Annotated in this window: 15 protein-coding genes and 2 pseudogenes; 7 read left to right on the top strand and 10 right to left on the bottom strand. The window is 50.0% G+C overall.

The features are described 5' to 3' along the window. The first annotated feature begins 24 nt into the window (after positions 1 to 24). Together ACYVJM_RS10485 and ACYVJM_RS10480 are read left to right on the top strand one after the other, a co-directional pair. Positions 25 to 645: a glutathione peroxidase gene (locus tag ACYVJM_RS10485; RefSeq protein WP_461148173.1), complete on the top strand. Its 621-nt coding sequence runs from the start codon at positions 25 to 27 to the stop codon at positions 643 to 645. A 102-nt stretch (positions 646 to 747) separates the two neighbouring features. Beyond that, positions 748 to 1,641, top strand: a complete 894-nt coding sequence (locus tag ACYVJM_RS10480) for a 1,4-dihydroxy-2-naphthoate polyprenyltransferase (RefSeq protein WP_461148644.1) — start codon at positions 748 to 750, stop codon at positions 1,639 to 1,641. A gap of 48 nt (positions 1,642 to 1,689) precedes the next feature. Here the strand turns inward: ACYVJM_RS10480 and ACYVJM_RS10475 are convergent, their stop codons facing one another. The 5 genes from ACYVJM_RS10475 to ACYVJM_RS10455 all read right to left on the bottom strand — a co-directional run bounded on the left by ACYVJM_RS10475 (position 1,690) and on the right by ACYVJM_RS10455 (position 10,014). Next, positions 1,690 to 4,014 carry a metallophosphoesterase gene (locus tag ACYVJM_RS10475; RefSeq protein ID WP_461148172.1) on the bottom strand — a complete coding sequence of 775 codons (2,325 nt, stop codon included), beginning with the start codon at positions 4,012 to 4,014 and terminating at the stop codon, positions 1,690 to 1,692. Positions 4,015 to 4,103: 89 nt separating this feature from the next. Continuing rightward, positions 4,104 to 4,505 (bottom strand): hypothetical protein, encoded by a 402-nt coding sequence (locus ACYVJM_RS10470; RefSeq protein ID WP_461148171.1) that lies wholly within the window; start codon positions 4,503 to 4,505, stop codon positions 4,104 to 4,106. Between the two features lie 195 nt (positions 4,506 to 4,700). Next, positions 4,701 to 8,153 carry an isoleucine--tRNA ligase gene (ileS, locus tag ACYVJM_RS10465; protein WP_461148170.1) on the bottom strand — a complete coding sequence of 1,151 codons (3,453 nt, stop codon included), beginning with the start codon at positions 8,151 to 8,153 and terminating at the stop codon, positions 4,701 to 4,703. A gap of 181 nt (positions 8,154 to 8,334) precedes the next feature. After that, positions 8,335 to 8,520 carry a hypothetical protein gene (locus ACYVJM_RS10460; protein WP_461148169.1) on the bottom strand — a complete coding sequence of 62 codons (186 nt, stop codon included), beginning with the start codon at positions 8,518 to 8,520 and terminating at the stop codon, positions 8,335 to 8,337. A gap of 111 nt (positions 8,521 to 8,631) precedes the next feature. Then, entirely contained in the window at positions 8,632 to 10,014 is a 1,383-nt protein-coding gene (locus ACYVJM_RS10455) for an OmpA family protein (RefSeq protein ID WP_461148168.1), read from the bottom strand. 210 nt (positions 10,015 to 10,224) lie between these two features. Between ACYVJM_RS10455 and ACYVJM_RS10450 the strand changes: the two genes are divergently transcribed. From ACYVJM_RS10450 to ACYVJM_RS10440, 3 genes are all read left to right on the top strand, one after another. Then, on the top strand, positions 10,225 to 11,640 hold the full coding sequence (locus tag ACYVJM_RS10450) for a Gfo/Idh/MocA family protein (protein WP_461148167.1): 1,416 nt from the start codon (positions 10,225 to 10,227) through the stop codon (positions 11,638 to 11,640). A gap of 142 nt (positions 11,641 to 11,782) precedes the next feature. Continuing rightward, positions 11,783 to 13,159: a putative oxidoreductase C-terminal domain-containing protein gene (locus ACYVJM_RS10445; protein ID WP_461148166.1), complete on the top strand. Its 1,377-nt coding sequence runs from the start codon at positions 11,783 to 11,785 to the stop codon at positions 13,157 to 13,159. Positions 13,160 to 13,163: 4 nt separating this feature from the next. After that, positions 13,164 to 14,339, top strand: coding sequence for a Gfo/Idh/MocA family protein (locus ACYVJM_RS10440; RefSeq protein ID WP_461148165.1), 1,176 nt, complete (start codon positions 13,164 to 13,166; stop codon positions 14,337 to 14,339). 332 nt (positions 14,340 to 14,671) lie between these two features. Here the strand turns inward: ACYVJM_RS10440 and ACYVJM_RS10435 are convergent, their stop codons facing one another. Together ACYVJM_RS10435 and ACYVJM_RS10430 are read right to left on the bottom strand one after the other, a co-directional pair. Then, the gene (locus ACYVJM_RS10435) at positions 14,672 to 15,139 is read right to left on the bottom strand and encodes a DUF3368 domain-containing protein (RefSeq protein ID WP_461148164.1); all 468 of its coding nucleotides are present in this window, start codon (positions 15,137 to 15,139) and stop codon (positions 14,672 to 14,674) included. Further along, a complete protein-coding gene (locus tag ACYVJM_RS10430; RefSeq protein WP_461148163.1) occupies positions 15,111 to 15,359 on the bottom strand; it encodes a UPF0175 family protein in 249 nt (82 codons plus the stop codon). Before ACYVJM_RS10430 ends, ACYVJM_RS10435 begins: the two co-directional genes overlap by 29 nt. Before the next feature lie 68 nt (positions 15,360 to 15,427). Here ACYVJM_RS10430 and ACYVJM_RS10425 point away from each other — a divergent pair. Continuing rightward, positions 15,428 to 15,577 (top strand): annotated as a pseudogene (locus ACYVJM_RS10425) (Gfo/Idh/MocA family protein); the annotation flags it as partial. Positions 15,578 to 15,836: 259 nt separating this feature from the next. On the opposite strand, the gene ACYVJM_RS10420 reads toward ACYVJM_RS10425, so the two are convergent. The 3 genes and pseudogenes from ACYVJM_RS10420 to ACYVJM_RS10410 all read right to left on the bottom strand — a co-directional run bounded on the left by ACYVJM_RS10420 (position 15,837) and on the right by ACYVJM_RS10410 (position 21,757). Then, on the bottom strand, positions 15,837 to 17,345 hold the full coding sequence (locus ACYVJM_RS10420) for a restriction endonuclease subunit S domain-containing protein (protein ID WP_461148162.1): 1,509 nt from the start codon (positions 17,343 to 17,345) through the stop codon (positions 15,837 to 15,839). 2 nt (positions 17,346 to 17,347) lie between these two features. Further along, a pseudogene (locus ACYVJM_RS10415) lies at positions 17,348 to 19,513 on the bottom strand (HsdM family class I SAM-dependent methyltransferase). Between the two features lie 159 nt (positions 19,514 to 19,672). Beyond that, positions 19,673 to 21,757 (bottom strand): glycoside hydrolase family 97 protein, encoded by a 2,085-nt coding sequence (locus ACYVJM_RS10410; RefSeq protein WP_461148161.1) that lies wholly within the window; start codon positions 21,755 to 21,757, stop codon positions 19,673 to 19,675. A 222-nt stretch (positions 21,758 to 21,979) separates the two neighbouring features. Between ACYVJM_RS10410 and ACYVJM_RS10405 the strand changes: the two genes are divergently transcribed. Continuing rightward, positions 21,980 to 23,338 carry a sigma-54-dependent transcriptional regulator gene (locus ACYVJM_RS10405; protein WP_461148160.1) on the top strand — a complete coding sequence of 453 codons (1,359 nt, stop codon included), beginning with the start codon at positions 21,980 to 21,982 and terminating at the stop codon, positions 23,336 to 23,338.

Raw genomic sequence — 23,338 nt, 5'->3', positions numbered from 1 at the left:
TTCTACCAAAACGGAAAACTAACCATGAAAAAGAATTTAGTTTTTACCTTAATCGGCGTCGTCGTGATTGCGACCCTCACCAGTTTTATGTCATTCTCAACACTCGTCAAAGGTATCTTCAGCAACAAAAGAGAAGCCATTGCAGCCCCCGCCAACGCGGTCGCCCCGGCTAAAAGTTTATACGATTTCACTGTAAAATCACTGGATGGCAAGCCGGTAGCCCTGAAAGCTTACAAAGGCAAAAAGGTGGTTATCCTGAACGTAGCATCCAAGTGCGGTTTCACCCCACAGTATGCCGATTGGGAGAAGTTCTACAAAGAACACGGCGACAAGATCGTTGTACTTGGTTTTCCTGCCAACAACTTTGGTAGCCAGGAGCCCGGCAGCAGCGACGAAATTGCTACCTTCTGCCAGAAGAACTACGGTGTAACCTTCCCGATGTTCGAAAAAGTATCGGTACTGGGCGATGACCAGGCTCCATTATATAAGTGGCTGACGGACAAGTCGATGAACGGCTGGAATGACAAAGCGCCCACCTGGAACTTCTGCAAATACGTTATCAACGAAAAAGGTGAACTGACGAACTTCTTTGCTTCGAAAGTAAAGCCAACCGACGAAGAGTTTAAAAAAGCAGTAGGAATTTAATAGTGAAAGAGTAAAAGAGTGAACGTGCGAAAGAGCGAAGCCTAAATTTGGCCGATCGTACTTTCACTTTTTCACTCTTTTACTCTTTCGCTTTTCAAAATGATGAAAAGCTGGATTGCGGCTGCCCGGCCGCGTACATTACCGCTGGCCCTGGCCAGCATTATTCTGGGCAGTTTTCTGGCTCTCGCCAAAGAGCATTTCGACTGGAGAATTGCCGTGCTGGCTGCCCTGACAACGATCTTCCTGCAAATACTTTCCAACTTCGCCAACGACTACGGCGATGCTGTTTCCGGTAAAGACACCGAACTTCGGGTGGGTCCCCGTCGGGCCGTAGCAACCGGCGATATTACCAAAGAAGCCATGCTTCGGGGGATTATCCTGATGGCGGCTCTTTCCCTGGTTTGCGGGATTGGGTTGCTGATGGTGGCCTTTTATACGGTAGAACCCAAAATTTTCTGGTTTTTCTTCGTGCTCGGGCTGCTTAGCATTGCCGCTGCCATTGGCTATACCAACGGCAAGCGCCCATACGGATACGCTGGTTTCGGCGATATCGCCGTGCTGATTTTCTTCGGCTGGGTGGGTGTTCTGGGTACGTACTTTCTATATACCCTCTCGTTCAGCCCGTTACTGTTACTGCCTGCCACGAGTGTTGGCCTGTTTGCCACTGGTGTACTGAACATCAATAATATCCGCGATATCGAAACCGATACTATGACGGGTAAACGGTCCATTCCGGCCCGACTCGGTTTGCCACGCGCTATTCGCTATCATTGGGGATTACTCATTGCCGGTATGGCCTGTGCCGTAGCTTACTCGTTTCTTACAGACTCGTCGGCGGTGGGATACCTTTACGTATTGGCCTTCCCGTTATTTTTTCTGAACGGTCGCGCTGTCGCTACGCACAACCGCCCCGTTGAGCTAAACGCCCGGCTGGGCCAACTGGCCCTCACCACCCTTTTGTTTGTCATCCTGTTCGGTATAGGGCAGATCTTGTAGTACCGAGCGTCGGCCCGGCAACCGGGCCGCGCCAGCGTGTCCAGGGCCTTACTGCTTCACTATTTTTCTGATTACCTTATTTTGCCCGGCCTGGATCGTTAGCAGGTAAACGCCCGTTGCAGCGGGCAGTTGAATGGATTCTGAGACTGACGTAACCGGCCCAAACTGCTTCTGAAATACAGAACGCCCTTGCGCATCGAGCATCGTTAGACTCACATCTTTCTTCTGCGTTGTCGATAATTGAACGAAAACCGATTCGTGAGCTGGATTGGGATAAATGGTTAGCTGTCCTCCTGCAAACGCTTCTTCGGCCGTTGGAAGAAGTATTGTTACCGTAGCTCCCCCCGACGTGCTGCCAATGCCACAGCTATTCTCGACGCTCGCTATTGTATACAGGGTAGTTTTTTCGGGCTGTAACGTCAGGATCGTAGGGTTGGCACTACTAGAAAATGGCGTACCGTCTGATAGGCTACCCCGCCAGGGGCCATCCCCCGTAAAGGTGAGCGTTAAGGAAACCGGCTGTCCCTGCGCCAGGGTTGTAGAACCGGATAAAGTGGCTGTTGGTAGAGGTTTTATCGTAAACGCATCGCTCGCCACAAGCTGAACGTAAGGAATGCCACGGGGTCTTATGCACAGCTTATACCCTGTTCCGGGTAATGCAGTAGCGGGTAGCGTTGCTTTCAGCGTTTCCAACGCGCCTGAACCAACGATTTGCTCGGGTATGAAACTGCCCGATGCATTCGAAAGAAGCACCTCATATTGCCAGCCAGCGGCTTTGGTTGTGTTCTCAAGCATAGCGGTGAGGGCGATGGTACTCCCGGCACATAGGGCAACTGCCCCAACAGTTTTGGTAGTAAGTTTTGGCGGTTGCTGTACGGTAATGGTGAACTGGTCGGTCAGGCATTGGCGGTTGTCTGTTACGGCGATCGGAATAGTGCCCGACTGGTCCGCTACATACCGTATACTTCGGGTGGTTTTGCCGTCCGGCCATCGGTAGTCACCCAGCCAGGAAGCTGTCAGCTGAAGTGTATCACCGTATTCGGCCGTTAAGGAGGCTGTTGTGTTGACGTTCTTCATGATGGTGAACTTATCCTGTACAGACCCATCCGCCATCACCAGTTGCGCATCCAGCCGGTTATCAGTTATATCCAGCAGCATCGAACCCCCAAGCGTTGTGTTATTATAGACGGTCGCCGGATGCGGAAAATCAACCGATTGACCGCCTAACTGTCCGCCCGACCCGTTTACAATGTAAACTGTTCCCTGGCCTTTCGTCAGAATGGGACAGGAGTTGGGCGATCCATCATAGCGCCCTGTTGTCGTCTCGGCTATGTTAATTGCTTTATTGAACGTATTCGCCAAACCCCGAAGATTTTTGATCCGGTAAGTTCGTTCGTAACCGTGGCTATGCCCGTTCAGCACCAGGTCAACCCCGTATCGCTCCAGAATGGGGGTTAAATTTTCCCGCAAGAGCTTCATGGATAGCTGCGTATCGGAGTTGTGCCCCCCTTTGCTGTATGGTGGATGGTGGAAAATGACAATTGTCCAGGGGAGTTTATTGGCAGCAAGGTCGCGTTTTAACCATTGAACCTGCGTCGAGGTAGTGTCATACAGTCGAAATTGCCCATCTGGCCTGCCCTGCGAATCGAGCGAAACGAGGTGAACGTTGCCATAGTCGGCTGAATAATAAGATTTGGACCCTGAGGGGACACCACCGGCTTCACCCTTTTCCGGGAAAGAAAATAGCTTGTAGTAAGGGATGTTGAAGTTGGTTTCACTATCGGCGTAATCGTGATTGCCGGGCGTTATAAACAGCGGTGTGTTGCGTAGCGTTTGTGGGTAAACGGAAAAGACATACTGCTGGTATTCATCGTCGAAGCCGAAAGAATAAGCGTTATCACCGAGCCAGAGCCAGAGGTCGGCCGGGCGGTTGGTGGTCGCTTTCTGGTAAGCCTGGTAGACGTTTCGCTGGTTTTCCGAGCCACTACCAAAATCCCCTAACGCCCATAAACGTACCGGTCTGGTATCGCCGGTTGGCAGGGCTGTTTTTACGTAGTAATCCGACCCGCTTGTCAGTTGCGTATCATCGAAGCCAATCGAGTAGGCATAGCGCGTAGCCGCCTGTAAACCCGTGATGGTCAGGCTATGATCGAGCGTTGGCTGCGATTCACGAATGTTGTCGGTCAAAGCCCCGGTAGACTTACCATACCAGACGCGACTGGTAGTAGGCTGGTCTGTCCGCCAGCGAACGACAACGGAGGTTGGTGTAACGACTTGTAAATAGGGGCCACGCACCAATTTGGGCAGTTGTGCTATGACCGGTATACTGATAAAGAATAGAACACTTATGGGTAAGTAAAAGGTAGCTTTCATACGGTGGTATCAAAATCTACCGTAAAAGTACACTAGTAGTCAAAAACATCCTATTGATTTGGCTACTTACTTTGCGCATAACCTACTGACTACCTGTTATTTGCCAGCGCCTGATGCATTCGGAGTAAATACCGGACCGGCCAGTCGCTCTGGTTGTACGACTCCAATTGGTTTATCTTGAAGAGCAGTTGACGCTCAATTCGTCTTCGCTCCTCGGCAGGAAGGTTCTTCAACGCATTGGGCAGGTCGAGAAGAACCTGATTCAGTTGAACACAGGCGGTTACCGGCAGGGTAAAGTGGTTGGCGAGCCGTTCAACATCCGACAGCTTCCATAAGTCCGGTTTAGAGCGTCGGTTTCGGATGGCGTTCCCGCTCAAGCCAACGGCAATCCCCAACTGTTCATCATTGAGCGAACACTCACGCAGCCGCCACATAACAGCCTGATAATTATTAATGAAGGAGTGTAAGGTAGTGCGTAGATAGTCAACCAAGGCAGTAGAGATTTAATGTATCTATTTTATTGAATCTGGTATATGGCCTGTGTACAACATTCGTGCCGTTGTAAAATAGCTGGCGTTTGCGGCTGGTAATCGGCACCCATTCGCGCCTGGGCTTCCCTGAAAACAAAAAAGTCATCCCGGTGATGGGATGACTTTTAACTAGTTCAGACCAGCGTGCTGACTGAGCTAGGCTTTGTCGACAAGAACGCGTAACTGAAACTCGTCCATCTCTATTTCGGCAACCGCGGGCGACCCGTTCAGGTCGTTCACCAGATCAAGCGAAATCGCCTGCACTTCCTGCCGGATGTAATCGCTGTTGGTTTCAACGGCTTTCGCCAGCACATCGTGGTTGTTCTCCAGTGTAATCCGGATCTTGTCCGTTACGGAGAAATCCCGGTCTTTACGCAGATTCTGAATCCGGTTTATAAAGTCGCGGGCAATGCCCTCGCCCCGCAGTTCATCGCTCAGGGTTACGTCCAGCGCCACGGTGATGCCGTTTTCACTGGCCACCAGCCAGCCCGGAATATCTTCGGTGAGAATCTCGACGTCGGCCAGGGTGATCGACTGATTGAGCGATGGAATAACGAATTCGCCGGTTTGTTCCAGCCCCTTCAGCTCGTCGGCACTCATAGCCGTTATGCTGGCGGCTACGTCTTTCATCTGCTTTCCGAATTTAGGCCCCAGAGCCTTGAAATTCGGCTTTACTTTCTTCTTGAGAATACCGCTGGCGTCGTCCACAAATTCAACTGCCTTCACGTTCACCTCCGACATGATGATCGGCGTAACGTGCTCGATCTGCCGGCGTGTGTCCGTGCTAAGCACAGGAACCAGTACGCGACTCAGGGGTTGCCGAACTTTCAGCTTGTGGCCTTTACGCAGCGAGTGCACCAGCGACGAAACCTGTTGCGCTAGTTCCATCGAACGCTCCAGTTCGGCGTCGATCAGCGTATGGTCGCCCGCCGGGAAATCGGTCAGGTGAACCGAGGTAGCGCCTTCGTTTAAATTCCGGTACAGCCAGTCGGCGTAGAACGGCGCGATGGGCGACATGAGCTGGGCTACCGTCGATAAACATTCGTGAAGGGTTTCGTAAGCCGCCCGTTTGTCGGTGGTCAGTCCGCCGTCGGGTGCGGCCCCGGTCCAGAATCGCCGGCGTGATAACCGAACGTACCAGTTAGACAGTTGATCGTTCACAAAATCCTGTACCAGCCGACCCGCTTTGGTTGGGTTGTAGCTGTCGAACTGCTCCTCAACGTCCAGCATCAGCGATTGCAGTTTGGACAGAATCCATCGGTCGAGTTCCGGGCGGTCGGCCACGGGCACGGTGCGTCCGCTAAATGTAAATTGGTCGAGGTTGGCGTAGAGCGCAAAGAAGTTATAGGTGTTCGACAGGGTACCGAACAGCTTCCGTTGTACCTCGCCAATACCATCGGTATTGAATTTCAGGTTATCCCAGGGCTCGGCGTTGGTAATCATGTACCAGCGCGTGGCATCGGCTCCGTACTTGTCCAATGTCTCGAAGGGATTCACGGCATTGCCCAGCCGCTTCGACATTTTGTTGCCGTTTTTATCCAGCACCAACCCCGTCGACACCACGTTTTTGAACGCTACTGAATCGAACAGCATACCGGCAATGGCGTGGAGCGTAAAGAACCAGCCCCGCGTTTGATCGACACCTTCGGAGATGAAATCAGCGGGGAACGCTTTTTTGAATACGTCTTCGTTCTCGAACGGGTAATGCCATTGGGCATACGGCATCGCGCCCGAATCGAACCAAACGTCGATCAGGTCGGATTCGCGCTGCATGATTTGACCACTCTCCGAAACGAAATAGATTTCGTCCGAATAAGGGCGGTGCAGATCGTATGAGCCATCGGCATAAGCCGTTAAAAAAGCCTGATTCTTATCGATATGGGCCTGGTATTCAGTTTTGCCTTCCTGAATCCATCCGCTCATTCGTTCATTCGCTAGTTTACTCTTTTCAACCAGTTCTTCAACCGAGCCTATGCACACTTCTTCGCCCGATTCGCTGCGCCAGATCGGTAGGGGAGTGCCCCAGAAACGGCTGCGGCTGAGGTTCCAGTCCACAAGGTTTTCCAGCCAGTTGCCGAAGCGGCCGGTGCCGGTGCTTTCGGGCTGCCAGTTGATGGTTTTGTTCAGTTCAACGAGCCGGTCCTTCTTCGCTGTCGTCCGGATAAACCAGCTATCGAGCGGGTAGTACAGGATCGGCTTATCGGTGCGCCAGCAGTGCGGGTAGGGGTGTTCGTACTTCTCGACCCGGAAGGCTTTGTTTTCTTCCTTCAGCTTGATGGCAATGAGCACGTCGGTCGGTTTGAAGTCCGGGTCTTCGCGCTCCTCGTCTGAATAATATTCCTCTTTCACATACCGCCCGGCAAACTCACCGATCTCTTTCACAAAAAGACCGTGTTTATCCACAATTGGGACATCCTTGCCGGTTTCGTCCTTCACCATGATTGCCGGGATGCCAGCCGCCTGCGCGACCCGAAAGTCATCGGCACCGAAGGTTGGCGAGGTATGCACAATACCCGTACCGTCTTCGGTCGTGACGAAATCGCCCAGAATGACCCGGAAAGCGGGTTTGTCGGGTTGCACGTACGGCATCAATTGCTCGTACTCGATACCTTCCAGATGCTGGCCTTTAAACTCGGAGACCAGGGCCCAGGGGATTACTTTGTCATTCGGCAAATAAGCGTCGAAGGCAGGGCTGTTGACCGAATCGACCTGCGCTTTCTCGTTCAGCCAGCGACCGACCAGGTTTTTGGCCAGCACCACATGCACCGGAATGTGTGTGTAGGGGTTAAACGTCTTTACCAGCACGTAGTCGATGTTGGCTCCAACAGTCAGGGCCGAGTTGGCGGGTAATGTCCAGGGTGTGGTAGTCCAGGCCAGGATGTATATATCGGCATCGGCCGAGTCGAAGAACAGGAAGCCCGACTTACCGCTGGGTTTCACCTTAAACTGCGCGACAATGGTGGTGTCCCGAACATCCTTGTAGGTGCCGGGCATGTTGAGTTCGTGCGAGCTGAGGCCCGTACCGGCCTTGGGCGAATAGGGCTGGATGGTGTATCCTTTGTAGAGCAGATTCTGGTCGTACAGCTTTTTCAGCAGGTGCCAGACCGACTCGATGTATTCGTTTTTATAGGTGACGTACGGATTTTCGAGGTCGACCCAGTAGCCCATTTTCTGGGTCAGGTCGTTCCATTGGTCGGTGAAGCGCATGACCGTTTCGCGGCATTTGCGGTTGTAGGCCTCCACGCTGATGCCACCTTCCGATTCGGGTTTGCCGATATCATCTTTGGTGATACCCAGCTCCTTTTCTACTTGTAGTTCAATGGGCAGACCGTGCGTATCCCAACCGCCTTTTCGCTCGACCTGAAAGCCTTTGAGCGTTTTGTAGCGGCAGAAAATATCCTTGATCGTCCGGGCCATTACATGGTGAATACCCGGTGCGCCATTGGCCGACGGTGGCCCTTCATAAAAGGTAAAGCTTGGCTTCCCTTCGCGGATGGAAACCGACTGTTCGAAAACCTCATTCTGGTTCCAGTACGTTAAAACCTCGGCTGCGATCTGCGCATAATCGAGGGACTCATATTGCTGATACGTCACGTCTGAGAGGATCATACGCGCCAATTGGTCGGTGTTTGACAACGGAAGCCACGGGCGCGGTTAAAAAATAAGTGCAAAGATAGGGAAATAGATGGCATAGGCGGGCTACCTCCCGATGGCAAAGCGCTGTTGATAGTCAACAAAAAAGCGAACCTCGGTGGTTCGCTTCAGGGATATGGATAACCCGGTGCAAACCTTATGGGGTGTTGGGGCGGTTAATTTCGTTAATAATAGCCTTTACTTCATCCAGCGGCAGCTCGGTCGCCGAGGCAATTGCAATGGCATTATAGTTCAACTTCAGCATAGCGGTGATGAACTTGATCTCATTTTGGCGATGTTCCAGTTCGCGTCCTTCTTGTATTAATTCTTCGGCGACTGTCATGGTAGAAGTGTTTACCTTTGTCGAACTACGGCTAAAAATACCAAATAGTTCAATTTTGGTTAAGTCTCCGCCGTTTCCGACGTCGATTGCCAGGGTACATCAGAACGGCCATCAGATCGCCAGAATGACAAACTCGACCCGGCGGTTTACTTTACGCTCTTCGTCGGTGCCTTTTGTCAGAATCGGGCGTGTATCTCCGTAGCCGATGGTCTGGATGCGGTCGATGTCGATGCCCTGCTGAACCAGATACCGCTGGCAGGCAATGACCCGGTCGCGGGAGAGCTGCAGGTTCTTATCGTGGTCGCCGATAATGTCGGTATGCCCTTCGAGCCGGATGCTCATTTTGGGGTTGTCCTGCATCATGGATACCAGTTTATCCAGCTCGGAAAAGGAAGCCGACAGTAGATCTGACTTCGACATTTCGAAATAAATATTCTTGAGTGTAACCTTGTCGCCTACCGCCAGGGGTGTCAGGGCAATGTCGCGTGTCAATTTTTGCCCACCCGTCACTTTGCTTAAATCCAGTACACCACTGGCCGACTGATAACCCCGCGCCGATGCCACGTAAGTATAAACCTGCCCTTTGTTTAGGCTCATCCGGTAGGCACCCGTCGAGGCAAAGCTTTGTACCGAGTCAATGGCCTGTTTACTAGCCGAAAGTTTATAGTCGATTGTGGCGGTAACGGGCCGTTTGTTTTTTGCATCGCTAATAATGCCCGATACCGCTACGAGTGTCGGTACGGGGGCTGGCTTGGGCGTTTCTTTCTTCGGAGCATCCGTTCGGGGCGTCTCCATTTCACCGCCCGATTCGCCGGATGGCTGCGGCAGGGTCGTTGGCTTTTTCGTTGGTGCGGGTTTGGGTGGAACCGGGGTAGGTGTAACGGGGGGCGTATACACGACCTGATCGGCGGGATTATTAACAAATAGGTTGTAAATATTCCAGCAGATATACTGGTCGCTGGTACACTCGAAAATGTCGAAGTTCTCGAGACCTTTGTCCAGGCGCTGAAAGTACAAGCTGAAGTTAACCTTGTCGCCGGGGAATGTATTCATGCCTACCAGAACTCGTTTTCCGGTATTGGGGTCAAATTGCTCTCTCCTGACGGGAATTCCTTCCACTTTTATGAAGGTAAATGTTCTGGCTCCATTGGCCGCTACCAGATAGCCTGTAGGGTCGAAACCGATGGTGCCCGTTGACAGCAAACGCCTGTTCTGGTCGTATCTCGGCTGGCTATTATCCGTATAGGTCAGGTTCAGAATGGTGTAATCCTGCGTTAGCCGGATACTGTTTACCGTTACCCCAGGATCGGCGGGGCGACCTGTTCTGGTTTGGGGTCCCGTATTGGGGTAGGTATCGTCGGGATATTGCTGGCCGCCGGACGGATACTGCTGGCCACCGCCGGATGGGTAACCGGACGGGTACGAGCCAAGCATGCAGGAGGAGCTTAGTCCGGCCAGAACGAGAAAAATGATGAAGCGGTGTAACGTACCCATAGGTGAATTAAAGAGATGTCAGCCGTAAAGAACGGAGTATTCAAAGGATATACGCGTTCTCCAGGCATTTCAATACAGACATAAGACGGGGAGGATGGAGAGTGGTTACCTCAACGAAAATGAACAGGTAAGTAAACGGCCATAGATGTAGTAAAAATCAGTGGGCTTAATCTTACTGTATCATATAACGACTCTGAACCCCTGCTGTTTATGGCATCCGATAAAAAATCGCTCGTCTCCCGGAGAAAGTTTCTCGATCTGACAGCTAAAGGAACCCTGGCTTCTACGGCCATAATCAGTGGGTTTCCGACCATTGTTCCCGCTTCGGTATTTGGCAAACATGCGCCCAGCAACCGCATCAACATAGGAGCCATTGGTACCGGCCGTATTTCGCGCGGGCACGACATGCCGGGTGTCTGGCAGTACGACAACGCCCGCATTATGGCCGTTTGCGACCTCGACAGCAACCGCGCCGAATCCGCCAAACAACTCGTCAACGGCGTTTATGCCAAGAAAACCGGTAAGGATTACGACGGCGTTCGGGTCTATACCGACTACCGGGAACTTCTCCTGAACAAAGATATCGACGCCGTACTGGTCAGTACCCCCGACCACTGGCACGCGCCCATCGTGATCGATGCCGTTCGCGCCAAAAAGGACGTGTACATGCAGAAACCGGCTTCGCTGACCATTGCCGAAGGGCGTATGATGGCCGATGCGGTGAAGAAATCGGGGCAGATTGTGCAGGTGGGTAGCCAGCAGCGGTCGTCGGAACAGTTTCGTTATGCCGCCGAACTGGTCCGCAACGGTCGGATCGGCAAGCTAAAAACAGTATATGTGGGCCTCCCCGGCGACCCATCGGGCGATGAGGAACCGCAGATGCCCGTCCCGAAAAACCTGAACTACGACATGTGGCTGGGCACCACGCCCGAGGTGTATTACACCGAAAAAAGGGTGCATCCGCAGGCCGACTTCGACCGGCCGGGCTGGCTCCGTTGTGAGCAGTTCGGGGCCGGAATGATTACCGGCTGGGGCGCTCACCACGTCGATTCGGCGCACTGGGCCATGAACACCGAATACACCGGCCCGGTCGAAATCTGGGGCAAAGCCGACTTTCCAAAACATGGCCTGTGGGATGTTCACGGCATCTTCCGCACCGAAGCTATGTACGAGAACGGCGTCCATATGATCGTGACGAACGAGATCGCGAACGGCGTGCGGTTTGAAGGTACGGAAGGCTGGATTTTTGTGTCGCGGGGTGATGCTGCCGTTACGGCCAGCGACCCGATTGCGAAACAAAATGCCGCCAAGAAACTTGACGCCAGCGACCCTAAAATCCTGACGTCGGTGATCGGGCCGAACGAAATTCATCTGCCCGTCAGCAAAGAGCACCACGGCAACTGGCTGGAGAGCATCGTGAGCCGCAAAGAACCGATTGCCCCCGCCGAAGTGGGCCACCGGTCGTGTTCGGCCTGTTTGCTGCACCACGCGGCCATGAAACTGAACCGAAAACTGTACTGGGACCCCAAAAAGGAGCAGTTCAAAAACGATCCCGAAGCCAACAAGCTCCTGTCGCGCCCCCAGCGGGCACCGTATGCCATCAAGATGGTGGCATCGGCGAAGTAGCGTTTGTTTTTTGTCATCCCGACGGAGGAGGGATCTTCGGTAAAAGGTAAAAATCGCCATTCTACCGAAGATCCCTCCTCCGTCGGGATGACAAAATCGGGATGACAAAAAAACTAACATTCTTAAGCTTAAACCAAGGTCAATGAAGTTAACCCCCGCCGTTAGCGGCCTGTTTCTGGCTGCTTTATTTGCTGCCTGTCAGTCATCCGAAAAAAGTGAGAAATCTATGGCCGACTTTCGCCTGATTACGCTGGACCCCGGCCATTTTCACGCGGCCCTGGTGCAGAAAACCATGTACGAAGGTGTCGACTCAACGGTGCATGTATACGCGCCCGACGGCCCCGATCTCCAGTTACACCTCGACAAAATCGAAGGCTATAACACCCGCGCCGAGAATCCCACGCACTGGAAGGAAGACGTCTATAAAGGCGCTGACTTTCTGGATAAAATGCTGGCTGATAAACAAGGGAACGTGGTTGTGATGGCGGGGAATAACCGTCTGAAAACGGATTATATTCAGAAAACCATCGGGGCCGGGTTCAATGTGCTGGCCGATAAGCCCATGGTTATCAGCGCGTCGAACTTCGATATGCTGAAAGAGTCGTTTGCCACGGCCGAGAAAAACAAAGTGCTGCTCTACGACATCATGACCGAGCGGTACGAAATCTCAACCATGCTTCAACGGGCCTTCTCGCGCCAGCCCGAGGTATTCGGCACGCTCGAAAAAGGCACGCCCGACAAACCCGCCGTGACCAAAGAAAGCGTTCACCATTTCTACAAGAACGTATCGGGCAGCATTCTGACGCGTCCGGCCTGGTTCATGGATGTGGCACAGCAGGGCGAAGGCATCGTCGACGTAACGACGCACCTGGTGGATCTGGTGCAGTGGGAGTGCTTCCCCGAGCAGACGATCGACTACCAGAAAGACATCAGCCTGACCTCGGCCCGGCGCTGGACCACCGACATGAGCCTGAGTCAGTTCAAAGCCATTACCAAACAGAATGCGTTTCCGGACTACCTCAAAAAGGACGTGGTCAAAGACAGCATCCTGCGCGTGTACAGCAACGGCGAGATCAACTACACGCTACGCGGTGTGCATGCCAAAGTATCCGTCACCTGGGCCTACAAAGCCCCCGAAGGCGCGGGCGATACGCATTACTCCATCATGCGGGGCACTAAAGCCAATCTGGTGATCCGACAAGGAGCCGAGCAGAACTACAAGCCCACGCTCTACATTGAGCCCGTGGCCGGAACGAAGGATACCGACGCGGCCCTGAAAGCGGCTTTACCGAAAATTCAGCAGGAGTTTCCCGGTGTGGACGTGAAGAAAATAGCCTCGGGTTGGGAGGTTATCATTCCCGACAAATACAAGGAAGGCCACGAAGCCCACTTCGGCCGGGTGGCGCAGAAGTACATCGACTACCTGAAAGCCGGTAAAATGCCCGCCTGGGAAGTCCCCAACATGATTGCCAAATATTACACAACCACGCAGGCGTTAGAACTGGCGAAGAAAAAATAAGTTTATGAACTCACCACAGGGCGCCAATCGGCGCGACTTTCTAAAAGAAACCCTTGCTACGGCCGCGGGTCTGGTCGTATTGCCATCTTTGCCCGTCGAAACCATCGGCGCACCCGCTATTCTGCGGACGGGCGCGCTGGGCAGCGACCGGATGCCGGTCGGGGCGGCACGGATTCGCTTTGCCGTGATCGGCATTAACCACGGACACATCAACAGCCAGGTCGAAGCGGTGATCCGGGGCGGGGGCGAATTCGTTTCGTTCTACGCCAAAGAGCCTGAACTGGCGGCCCCCTTTGCCAAACGATTCTCACAGGCCAAACAGGTAAAATCGGAGAACGAGATTCTGGACGATAAGTCCATTCAGCTGGTGCTAACCTCCGGCATCCCCGAAGAACGGGCACCGCTGGGCGTTCGGGTGATGAAGTCCGGTAAGGATTTTATGACTGACAAGCCTGGTATCACCACCCTCGAACAACTCGCCGAAGTGCGCAAAGTGCAGAAAGAGACGAAGCGAATTTACTCGATCATGTACAGCGAACGGCTCGAAAACCGGGCGACCGTGAAAGCGGGCGAACTGGTGAAAGCCGGGGCCATTGGTAACGTGATTCAGACCATCGGGCTGGGGCCGCACCGCATGAGCCCCAAAACCCGCCCCGACTGGTTCTGGGACAAAAAGAAGTTTGGCGGCATCATCTGCGACATTGCCTCGCACCAGTTCGACCAGTTCCTGTTCTTCACGGGCTCCAAGAAAGCCGATATCGTAGCCGCGCAGGTGGGTAATGTCCATTTTCCGCAATACCCAAAGTTTGAAGATTTCGGCGATGTAATGCTCCGGGGCGACGGCGGCATGGGCTACATCCGCGTCGACTGGTTCACGCCAGACGGACTCAAAAGCTGGGGCGACGGCCGCCTGACGATTCTGGGCACCGAGGGCTTTATGGAATTACGCAAGAACATCGACCCCGGCGGGCGCGACGGCGGCAACCACCTATTTATCACCGACAACAAGGAAACCCGCTACATCGACTGCAGCAACGTACCGCTACCCTACGGCGAGCAACTCGTTAACGACGTAATCAACCGCACCGAAACGGCCATGCCGCAGGAACACTGCTTCCTGGCGATGGAACTGGCCCTTAAAGCGCAGAAACAGGCGCAGGTGGTGAATTTTAAGAAGTAGGGTTTGCTATTTTGATTGAAGCGTCAGGCTGCTTTTTCGTTTTGGGAGAGTGGTCTGGCGTTTTGGTTTTCCTAGGGGTCAACCAGCGTGCTGTAGGAATGCAACAATTGGTGCAGGTTGCGTACCTACGGCACGCCATTGGCGACTATGACCGGCTTGTACCACCACAACGGCGGCCCGGAAACATTAGTCTGCTACGCGACCATTATTCATGTTAACTCAAAGAAAGTCCTTGAATGACAGTACCTGCAAGGGTTGAAGGTAACTGAAGAGAATTTATGCAATTAAAGAATTAATTGCCCCACTTTCTGCCCGTTTTTGGCGACGTCCTGTTAGTGCCAGGCGTCCTCACCGACCTCCTTTAAAACTTCCTGCACGAGTTGGTCACTGATGCGAAAGTTGGTCCGTTGAATTTTTTCCAGCAAGGGCTTAAGTAATGGTACATGTCCGTTTAGTTTAGCTTGCGCTAACACGCCGAGTGTGCCCGTAACTGTCAATCCCAATTGTTTGGCAATCTTTCGCCCCTTTGATTCGTCAATGATCAAGAGAGAGTTGCCTGTTTCCAGCGCTAAGGCGATTGCACTTGCTTCCCCTTTGTCGAGCGTTGCCTCCAGTACGAGTTGACTGTTTTTATTTGTTGGATTCTGTATGGTTATCCAATAGGGAAGAATTTCTCCGAACTCGTCTGCTACGAACTGTGTGGTAACGATTTCCCCAAAAACTGTATGTAGTAAGCTTAATTCGCCAATTTTGTCAAGAAGTATTAGACAACTAGTGTCGGATATAATAGTCGCCTGCATTCTTTATGTCATTTTTCAATTCACTGGCGTCATAATTAAAAATTGACACATTATAACGTCCCAAAAGCTCCATAAATGTCCGTTTGCTATAGCCGGAGACTTCAGCAGCCTGGCCGAGCGAGAGCCTGCCTTGCTCGTAAAGCTTGGTTGCCAGCAGCATAACCGCTTCCTGATCGTCGAGATCTACCGTGTCCGGCAGGTTCAGTGTCAATGTTTTCATAGCCTAAAAATAGTCAAAACAAGCGAAAGAACGGCAAACGCTTATGTGTAACGTTCGAAGCTCATAGCAGCAACGTACCGCTACCCTACGGCGAGCAACTCGTCAACGACGTGATTAACCGCACCGAAACCGCCATGCCGCAGGAGCATTGCTTCCTGGCAATGGAACTGGCCCTTAAAGCGCAGAAACAAGCCCAGGTGGTGAATTTTAAGAAGTAAGGATTCGGTATCTCATGTAAATAAAAGCGTCAGACAGGCTTTCCTTTTTTTGAGCTTGGTCTGACGCTTTGGTTTTTTAGGGCTGCGAAGATATAGAATTAGGCTGGAGTTCTTTAATGTTAGTATTTGCAGAGGGATGTAGGTAATGGTTCGGGGTTGCATTCAGGCGGGCTTTTTTGTACGTCAGCTCGTTTGACGGCAAACTCGTATTACGTGTTCAGTCTTCTTTTTTTTCTTAATTTTTTGTTAGCACAGACTGTCAGATGGTAAAGTTTATGTTTACTTGTCTGTTATTTGCTATGTCGTCAATGGCTTTATTTAAGATTTCTTTTAATTGTTTAGCAGTCTTGTCTAACTCGTAAATTCCTGCTGTTTCATTAAAAATATTGTCCTGCTCTAAAAAGTTGTCTAATATAAAAGTGTTTGTTTGGTAGCTACTGGCGGGGTTGTGATAGATTAAAGCAATTTCCTTTTGTTTCTCTTCTGGAAAATTTGGGAAATTAATATCGTCACTTTGATATGAAGTAAGACTATTTGCCCCTGAACCTGTAATCGCAATTTTGTAAATGTGTTTATTCCAACGAAGCCTATTTAAAAACATAGCAATATAAATGCTTTGAAAAACTGGTGCATCAGGGTTCGATATGATAAGGCTGTCAATATTTGTAATTACATTTTCAACTTTTTCAGGATATATGACAACTCGTCCGAATTGTGCACCACGAGCTGAAAAAACGATTTCGCCTTGATTTATATTTGTCAATCTATTTGGGTTGCCAATGTATGTTAGTTTCTCAACTGTTGAATATTCAGAAAAATTTGAAGAAACCGCTAGCCTATAAAAGCCTTCAATATTTTTGTCGGAATAATAGCTTTCACCAATATTCGAAATCTGCAAATTCTGTCCGCGCTTTACTGAATAGTTCTTTTCTGAAAGCTTAAAGCTTCCATTCTTATAGTTTGAAATCAAATGCTCAAATGCCTTATATTCCTTTGAGTACCTCGCAACATCTAATCTTCCGACTGCATCAATTTCACTTAATCTTGGTAATTCAAACGAAAATTTTTTGGGATTTTGATTACTAATAAGTTCTTGTTCTATTATTCCTAATAGAGAATAGTGTCGTTCTTTAATTAACCTTTCCTTATTAATGATTGCTTGTGTAACTAGTTCAATGAATTTGATTGTATCATCCGCATTATAATTTGGAATTGGTATTTTGCAATCTAAAAACATTGTTTTAGCGTGGCGAATAGTCGCGCCTTTGGGTACCATAAAATCTATCTGCTCACGAAAAATGCTATGCTTAATAAATGCTAACAAGTAGTATTTCCTTTCAAATACAGGTAATTTATATAAAGCGCCTGAAAGCATATAATTTGGATAGTCTTTATCTAAAATCGCTATTTCACCAATATTGCTGTCTTTGGAAATTATCAAGTCTCCCTTTTTTAAATTCATTTTAACGAAGCAGCTGGGCATTATCGGCAATGTTGTTTCATTTGAAACTTCTAATAAAAATGAATGAGACTGTAATGCTTTTGTTCTTAAAAAATGAAATGGCGATTTACCAATGTAATTGATAGATCCAACTTCAATGCCTAAATCTTTTCTTTGTAGAGGTCTAGATAAAAAATCTCTTACATAGAGGAAATTTTCATTTGGGATTACTAAATCTTTATATTGTGAAGAAGAAAGTGTAAACTCTTTTTCTGCAATATGAGAAAACGAAATTTCGGTTGGTGTCTTAATATAACTATTACTCATACCTATTTAGCCGTGATAAAAATGTCCTGTAATTGCTTTTCTTGCATCAAACACCATTTTTTGAAATCAGCAATGGTTTCTGTAAAATCTTCATCAAGTAAAGCCCGTCCGTCTTTGTCAATCTCAATTTCAAAGTTTTTATAATTGGTTTTATAGTTTGGCGAGAAGAATTTCACGCGCTTACTTGTCTTTACTTCGTAACCTACTTTTTCAATAGCTCTGAAAAATACCTGATAGTTCTGCTCTTTTAACTTTAGTAGCTCTTTTTCATTTGGTTTGTAGGCAACAATAATTGAAGTATTTACACCTGTTTCCGCAAATACATTAGCCGGCAAATCAAAAATGGCAACAATTCGCATTTTATCCATTAGCCATTTTCGGGCAATTTTATGCGTGTCAATACTGGCAATAGAGTTGGATAAAACAATTCCCATCCTGCCGTTTTCTTTTAAAATACGATAAGCGTTTTCAAGGAAAACCACGCCTAAGTCTATTTTACTTGCTTGTTTTTCTGCTTTTTTCTTTTTGCCTTGTGACTGTTCATCACCTTTGTTACTATACAAGTGCCAAAGCTCATAGCATTGTATCATTTCCAGATCTTTGTTGTCTTTCGGAACAAATGCGCGATCTTCGCCAAAAGGAGGATTAGTTAAGACTACATCAAATTTTTAAAGTTTATTGTCATCTGGTCGTTCGTCCCAATTTCCTTTTTGGTTCATTGTCGGCACAAGGTCAAGAATATCACCTTTGTGATCAAACTTTGAAAGTAGAGAACCGTAACCTGATTTTGCTTTTATTTTGGCGTTTCCATCTCCATTCAAAAGCATATTTAAAGTTGCAAGCATCACCATTTGATCATCAATATCCATTCCGAAAATGTTATTGTCGTCCAACTTGCTATTTGAGTTTACATAGGAAACCGAAAGAAAGTCAGCAATACCTACGGTTGGGTCGATTACTGTTTCTCCATTTCTCGGATTTACAATATTTACTAAAAAGTCAATCAATGGAAGTGGTGTAACAAATTGGGCGTTTTGTTCTTTCGAAAATGGTGTTGCAAACTTATAAAATACTAACTGGTAAAGGTCAGTTTTTTGTGAATTAACAAATGAATAGTCCTGGAACTGATAAATCACTTCAATCAAGACTTTGATGTGATTTTCATTTTTTACGTTCAGTGGATTTTCTTTCAATATACGGTAGTAAGTTCCAGTTGCTTCATTCCTTAGAGCATTGAAACGCTTTATGAATTCTTGAAGTGGATTATCTGCTAGAGTTTTGAAATTTTTCTCTTCTTCTGTAATGTAAAAATCTAAAAAACGATTTGGTGTTTTTTCGTTTCTCTTTTCATCATATATTTTCAGAGAAAGGATTTGAATAAGAATTTCAAATCCATTTTGGTTTACCATTCCAACTTTATCCATTGTTCGCAAAATGCTACTCATAGCATCATTGATTTGGGTTGAATGAACTCCTGAAATTACATCTAAGTCGGTGATTGCTCTTTTTGAACGGTCAACCGTTTGTGTTTCTGTCCACTCTAAAAGGTCATCAAAACTTGGTAGGTTTAAATAAGGGTCAGGGAGGTGTAGAGCAAGTTCTTTTGTTTTACTTTCTTCGCCTTTGGTATTAAATTCTTCACTATATCTTAAAAATTTGTTATTGTGTTTACGGAATAAATAAAGCCTTTCCGTGTCATACAATATAGCTAAACAAAATTGTCTACGACTTTCGTTTAAATAAGCTTTAAGCTGTTTGTCCCAGATATCAGCAATATTTTTATTGTCTTCCTTTTTAAATTCAAGTGCAACAATTAAGTGTTCACGAAGCCACTCCAAACTTTCATTGTTTCCATTCTCGTGATAGTCTTTGTATTTGTCAAACCAAGCGCTATCATCAAAAATTGCCCCGTCAAGTTTGAGTGGTGCAGATGACTTATTGCCTTTTGGAAATTGAACTTCTGTGCCGGTAAAATCTTTGGCAAAAAGTCCTGTTTGTACAATAGAATATAGGAATTGCCACTTGTAGTATTGTTCATTTCGCTGCCCATTTTTCTTTTTGAAATTGGTTTTTCGCCCAAAGGTCAAATGTTCGGTTATAAAGCAGTCGTATTCTGTTACCGTTCCGTATATACTGTCAAACTCGTGTTTTGCTTCTGTAAAAGTCATTCAGTTTTTATGTTTTTTTAATGTTTGTCAAATTTACCTTTTTATGTCCGTATGATGGCAAAAATAGCTCTTTTGTTTTTAGCGTTGGGATGTACGTCGGAAAATCAAATGTGACATTTACGGGTCGACTGTCTTTTTTATATTGATACTCTGTACCATTTACCGCCCCACAATCTGCACAGCACACCCGCCCCCTTTGGCCAAATGAAGCGTCAGTTTGGTTTTAGCGGTAACAGGTTTCTTCTCGATGACGTACGCTTCCGGGTTGGTGGCCCAGTCTGCGGTGGGGGCGTCGCGGTAGAGGGTGGCTTCGTAGGTTTTGCCGGGTTCCAGAAACGACAGGTCCAGCGGCAGATCGCGGCTGTTCTCGTCGGTGATAGCCCCTACGTACCAGTTGGGCGCTCCCTTTTCTTTCCGGGCAATCATGACATAGTCGGCGGGTTCGGCGGCCAGTATTCTGGTGTCATCCCAGTCGACGGGCACATCGTGGATAAACTGGAACGCATCCAGGTGTTTCTCGTAGTTTTCGGGTAGGTCGGCGGCCATTTGCAGCGGGCTGTAGAGCGTAATGTAGAGCGCCAGTTGCTTGGCCAGCGTCGTCCGTACCACCGTGGTGCGCGTGCTGTCGAACTGGTTCAGCTTGAAGCGGAACAGGCCGGGCGTGAAGTCCATCGGGCCACCCAGCATCCGCGTAAACGGCAGAATGGTCGTGTGCTCGGGCGTGATGCCCAGCGTGGGCGCGTTGTTGAATTCGCTGCCCCGGGCGGCTTCACTCGCCATCCAGTTGGGGTAGGTTCGGTGGAGGCCCGTCGGGTGCGCCGATTCGTGCGAGTCGACCATGATCTTGTACTGAGCCGCCTTCTGGGCCACCCGCTGGTAATGGTTTACCATCCACTGGCTGTCGTGGTGTTCGCCACGCGGAATGATCCGGCCCACGTAGCCGGTCTTCACGGTGTTGATGCCCTCTTTCACCATGTACTGAAACGCGGCATCCATCCGGCGTTCGTAGTTTGTGACCGAGCCGGAGGTTTCGTGGTGCATGATCAGCCGGACGCCTTTCTGCTGGGCGTAGGTCGTCAGCGAGTCGATGTTGTAGTCGGGGTAGGGCGTCACGAAGTCGAACACATCCTCTTTCCAGTTGCCGAACCAGTCTTCCCAGCCCTCGTTCCAGCCTTCGACCAGCACGCCGTTGAAGCCGTATTTGGCGGCAAAGTCGATGTACTTCTTCACGTTCTGGGTATTGGCGCCGTGTTTGCCTTCGGCCTTTGCCCAGTTCGCTTTGCCGATGTGCATCTCCCACCACATCCCCACAAATTTCTGCGGCTTTATCCACGACGGGTCGGCAATGGTGGAGGGCTCGTTCAGGTTCAGGATGAGTTTGGAGGCCAGTAGGTCGGTGGCTTTATCGCTGATGATCAGCGTGCGCCAGGGGGTCTGCGCCGGGGTTTGTAGGTACGCTTTGTTACCCACCGCATCGGGCGTTAGCTGCGATGTCAGCGTCAGGCTTTTCTTGTCCAGTTGCAGGTGCATGACCGGGTAATTGAGCAGGGCCGCTTCGTACAGGCTCACATACAGGCCGTCGTTGGTCTTGAACAGCAGGGGCGTCTGCACGGCGTTCGGCCCGATTACCGATTTGAGTGCAATATCTTTCTCCTTGTCGGAGGCTGCTATGGCGTCGACCTCGGTCAGTTTGGTTTTGTTGTAGAAATACTCGTTCGAGTCGTAATCGCCCGGCATCCAGAACGTCTGGTGGTCGGCGGCCAGTTTAAACTGCGTTTTCTCATCATCGACCACAAAATGGGTCAGCTTAGGCTGTTGCGGAAACTCGTACCGGAAGCCAACGCCATCGTCGAACACCCGAAAGTGAACCCGCATACCGATGCCCGAGCCGGATTTATCCTGGAGGGTAAGAATAAGCTGTTTGTAGTGGTTTCGGATCTGGCTTACCTCGCCCCAGACGGGCTTCCAGGTTTCGTCCGTCTGTGAAGAGTCGATCCGGGCAACCGTAAAGCGATTTAACGACACCTTTGGCTTGCTCAGCACAAAGCCCAGCCCCGACGGTTCGATAACTGACTTACCTTTGTAGCGAACCTGATACATCACCTCGCCCGTTGGGCTGTTCTGTGCCGTTACGACAATAGAACGGTTTGGCGAGCTGACGGAAACTGGCGACTGAGCCAGGCTATTGACTCCGACAAAGGTAAATACCAGAACGGTCAGGTATTTTTTCGTAAAAAACGGCATAAAGAATTAGATTAGATCAGTAATCGGATACAGTGTTTTTTTGTCATCCCGAAGAATGAGGGATCTTCGGTAATAGGAGGTTTTTCAGCCTCACCCGAAGATCCCTCATTCTTCGGGATGACAAAAAAACACTCGACAAATAAAATCATAAACAGCTTCTTTAAGGTCGAATGTCGCCTATCCTGATTCAAATGTAATACTGTCCTGAAATCCTGATACCCATTGGCTACCATTTTACTTATTGACGATGAATCCCGGCTTCGTCAGCTTCTCGCGCGAATTCTGCAACTCGAAGGGTACACCATTCTGGAAGCCGAAAACGCCCGCGCCGGGTTGAAAATCCTCGAACGCGAAGAGGTGCAGCTCGTGATCAGCGATGTGAAGCTGCCCGACAAAAACGGAATCGAACTGTCCGCGCAGATCAAGGAGCTTTACCCCGCTACTGAAGTGATTGTCCTGACCGCCTACGGGACCATTTCGGATGGCGTGACGGCCATTAAGAACGGGGCGTTTGATTACATCACCAAGGGCGACGATAACGACCGGATCATTCCGCTGGTGAGTCGGGCGGTGGAGAAAGCGAACCTCCAATTTCGGATCAAACAGCTTGAAGAGCAGGTCAGCCAGCGCTACGGTTTCGACCGGATCATTGGCCGTTCCCGACCCCTGCAGCAGGCCGTTGACCTCGCTCGTAAAGTTGCCGTGACGGATACGACCGTTCTGCTTACGGGCGAAACGGGTACGGGGAAAGAAGTCTTTGCCCAGGCCATTCACCAGGCCAGCCCGCGCCGGACGGGGCCGTTCGTGGCCATCAACTGCGGGGCGTTGGGAAAAGATATTCTGGAAAGTGAGCTGTTCGGACATCGGAGCGGGGCCTTCACCGGGGCCAGCCGCGACCAGAAAGGGCTCTTCGCCGAAGCCAACAAAGGCACTATTTTTCTGGATGAAATCGGCGAAATGCCCCTCGACCTACAGGCGAAACTCCTGCGCGTGCTCGAAACCCACGAGTTTCTGCGGGTAGGCGACACCAAACCAACCAAAACCGATGTGCGGGTTGTTGCCGCCACCAACCGGAGTCTGGAACAGGAAGCCAGCGCGGGCCGGTTCCGGCTCGATCTGTACTACCGGCTCTCGGTCTTCCAGATCGAACTCCCCGCCCTCCGCGACCGGCGCGACGATATTCCGGATCTTGCCAGTCAGTTTGCCCGGCAGGAAGCCGCCAAAGTGGGCAAACGCGATGTTCGGCTGAGTCCGGCTTTCCTTCAGAAGCTGACGGCTCATCGCTGGAAAGGCAACATCCGGGAGTTGAAAAACGTCATTGAACGGGCCGTTATCCTGGCCGACACCCGTGACGGAGTCCTCGAACTCACCCCCGAGCTGCTGCTCTACGACATGCAGACGGGAGCATTTCCCACCGACCCCACGGCACTCGACCTGGCGACGGTGGAGCAGCAGCACATCCGCCGGGTGCTTCATCAGACTAATGGCAACAAAACTGAGACCGCCCGCCTGCTGGGCATCGGCCTGACAACGCTGTATCGGAAATTGGGGGAAGCGGGGATTGGGGAGCGAGTAGAATAA

The sequence above is a fragment of the Spirosoma pulveris genome, from assembly GCF_054781875.1.
The sequence above is the reverse complement of the archived record's forward strand: the minus strand, read 5'-3'. Positions and strand labels throughout refer to the sequence as shown.

Bases quoted from the DNA above. Each gene is read 5' to 3' on its own strand.
- ACYVJM_RS10485 (WP_461148173.1), top strand. From the start codon at position 25: ATGAAAAAGAATTTAGTTTTTACCTTAATCGGCGTCGTCGTGATTGCG.
- ACYVJM_RS10450 (WP_461148167.1), top strand. From the start codon at position 10,225: ATGGCATCCGATAAAAAATCGCTCGTCTCCCGGAGAAAGTTTCTCGAT.
- ACYVJM_RS10475 (WP_461148172.1), bottom strand. From the start codon at position 4,014: ATGAAAGCTACCTTTTACTTACCCATAAGTGTTCTATTCTTTATCAGT.
- ACYVJM_RS10420 (WP_461148162.1), bottom strand. From the start codon at position 17,345: ATGAGTAATAGTTATATTAAGACACCAACCGAAATTTCGTTTTCTCAT.
- ACYVJM_RS10430 (WP_461148163.1), bottom strand. From the start codon at position 15,359: ATGAAAACATTGACACTGAACCTGCCGGACACGGTAGATCTCGACGAT.
- ACYVJM_RS10455 (WP_461148168.1), bottom strand. From the start codon at position 10,014: ATGGGTACGTTACACCGCTTCATCATTTTTCTCGTTCTGGCCGGACTA.
- ACYVJM_RS10460 (WP_461148169.1), bottom strand. From the start codon at position 8,520: ATGACAGTCGCCGAAGAATTAATACAAGAAGGACGCGAACTGGAACAT.
- ACYVJM_RS10440 (WP_461148165.1), top strand. From the start codon at position 13,164: ATGAACTCACCACAGGGCGCCAATCGGCGCGACTTTCTAAAAGAAACC.
- ACYVJM_RS10410 (WP_461148161.1), bottom strand. From the start codon at position 21,757: ATGCCGTTTTTTACGAAAAAATACCTGACCGTTCTGGTATTTACCTTT.
- ACYVJM_RS10435 (WP_461148164.1), bottom strand. From the start codon at position 15,139: ATGCAGGCGACTATTATATCCGACACTAGTTGTCTAATACTTCTTGAC.
- ACYVJM_RS10480 (WP_461148644.1), top strand. From the start codon at position 748: ATGAAAAGCTGGATTGCGGCTGCCCGGCCGCGTACATTACCGCTGGCC.
- ileS (WP_461148170.1), bottom strand. From the start codon at position 8,153: ATGATCCTCTCAGACGTGACGTATCAGCAATATGAGTCCCTCGATTAT.
- ACYVJM_RS10445 (WP_461148166.1), top strand. From the start codon at position 11,783: ATGAAGTTAACCCCCGCCGTTAGCGGCCTGTTTCTGGCTGCTTTATTT.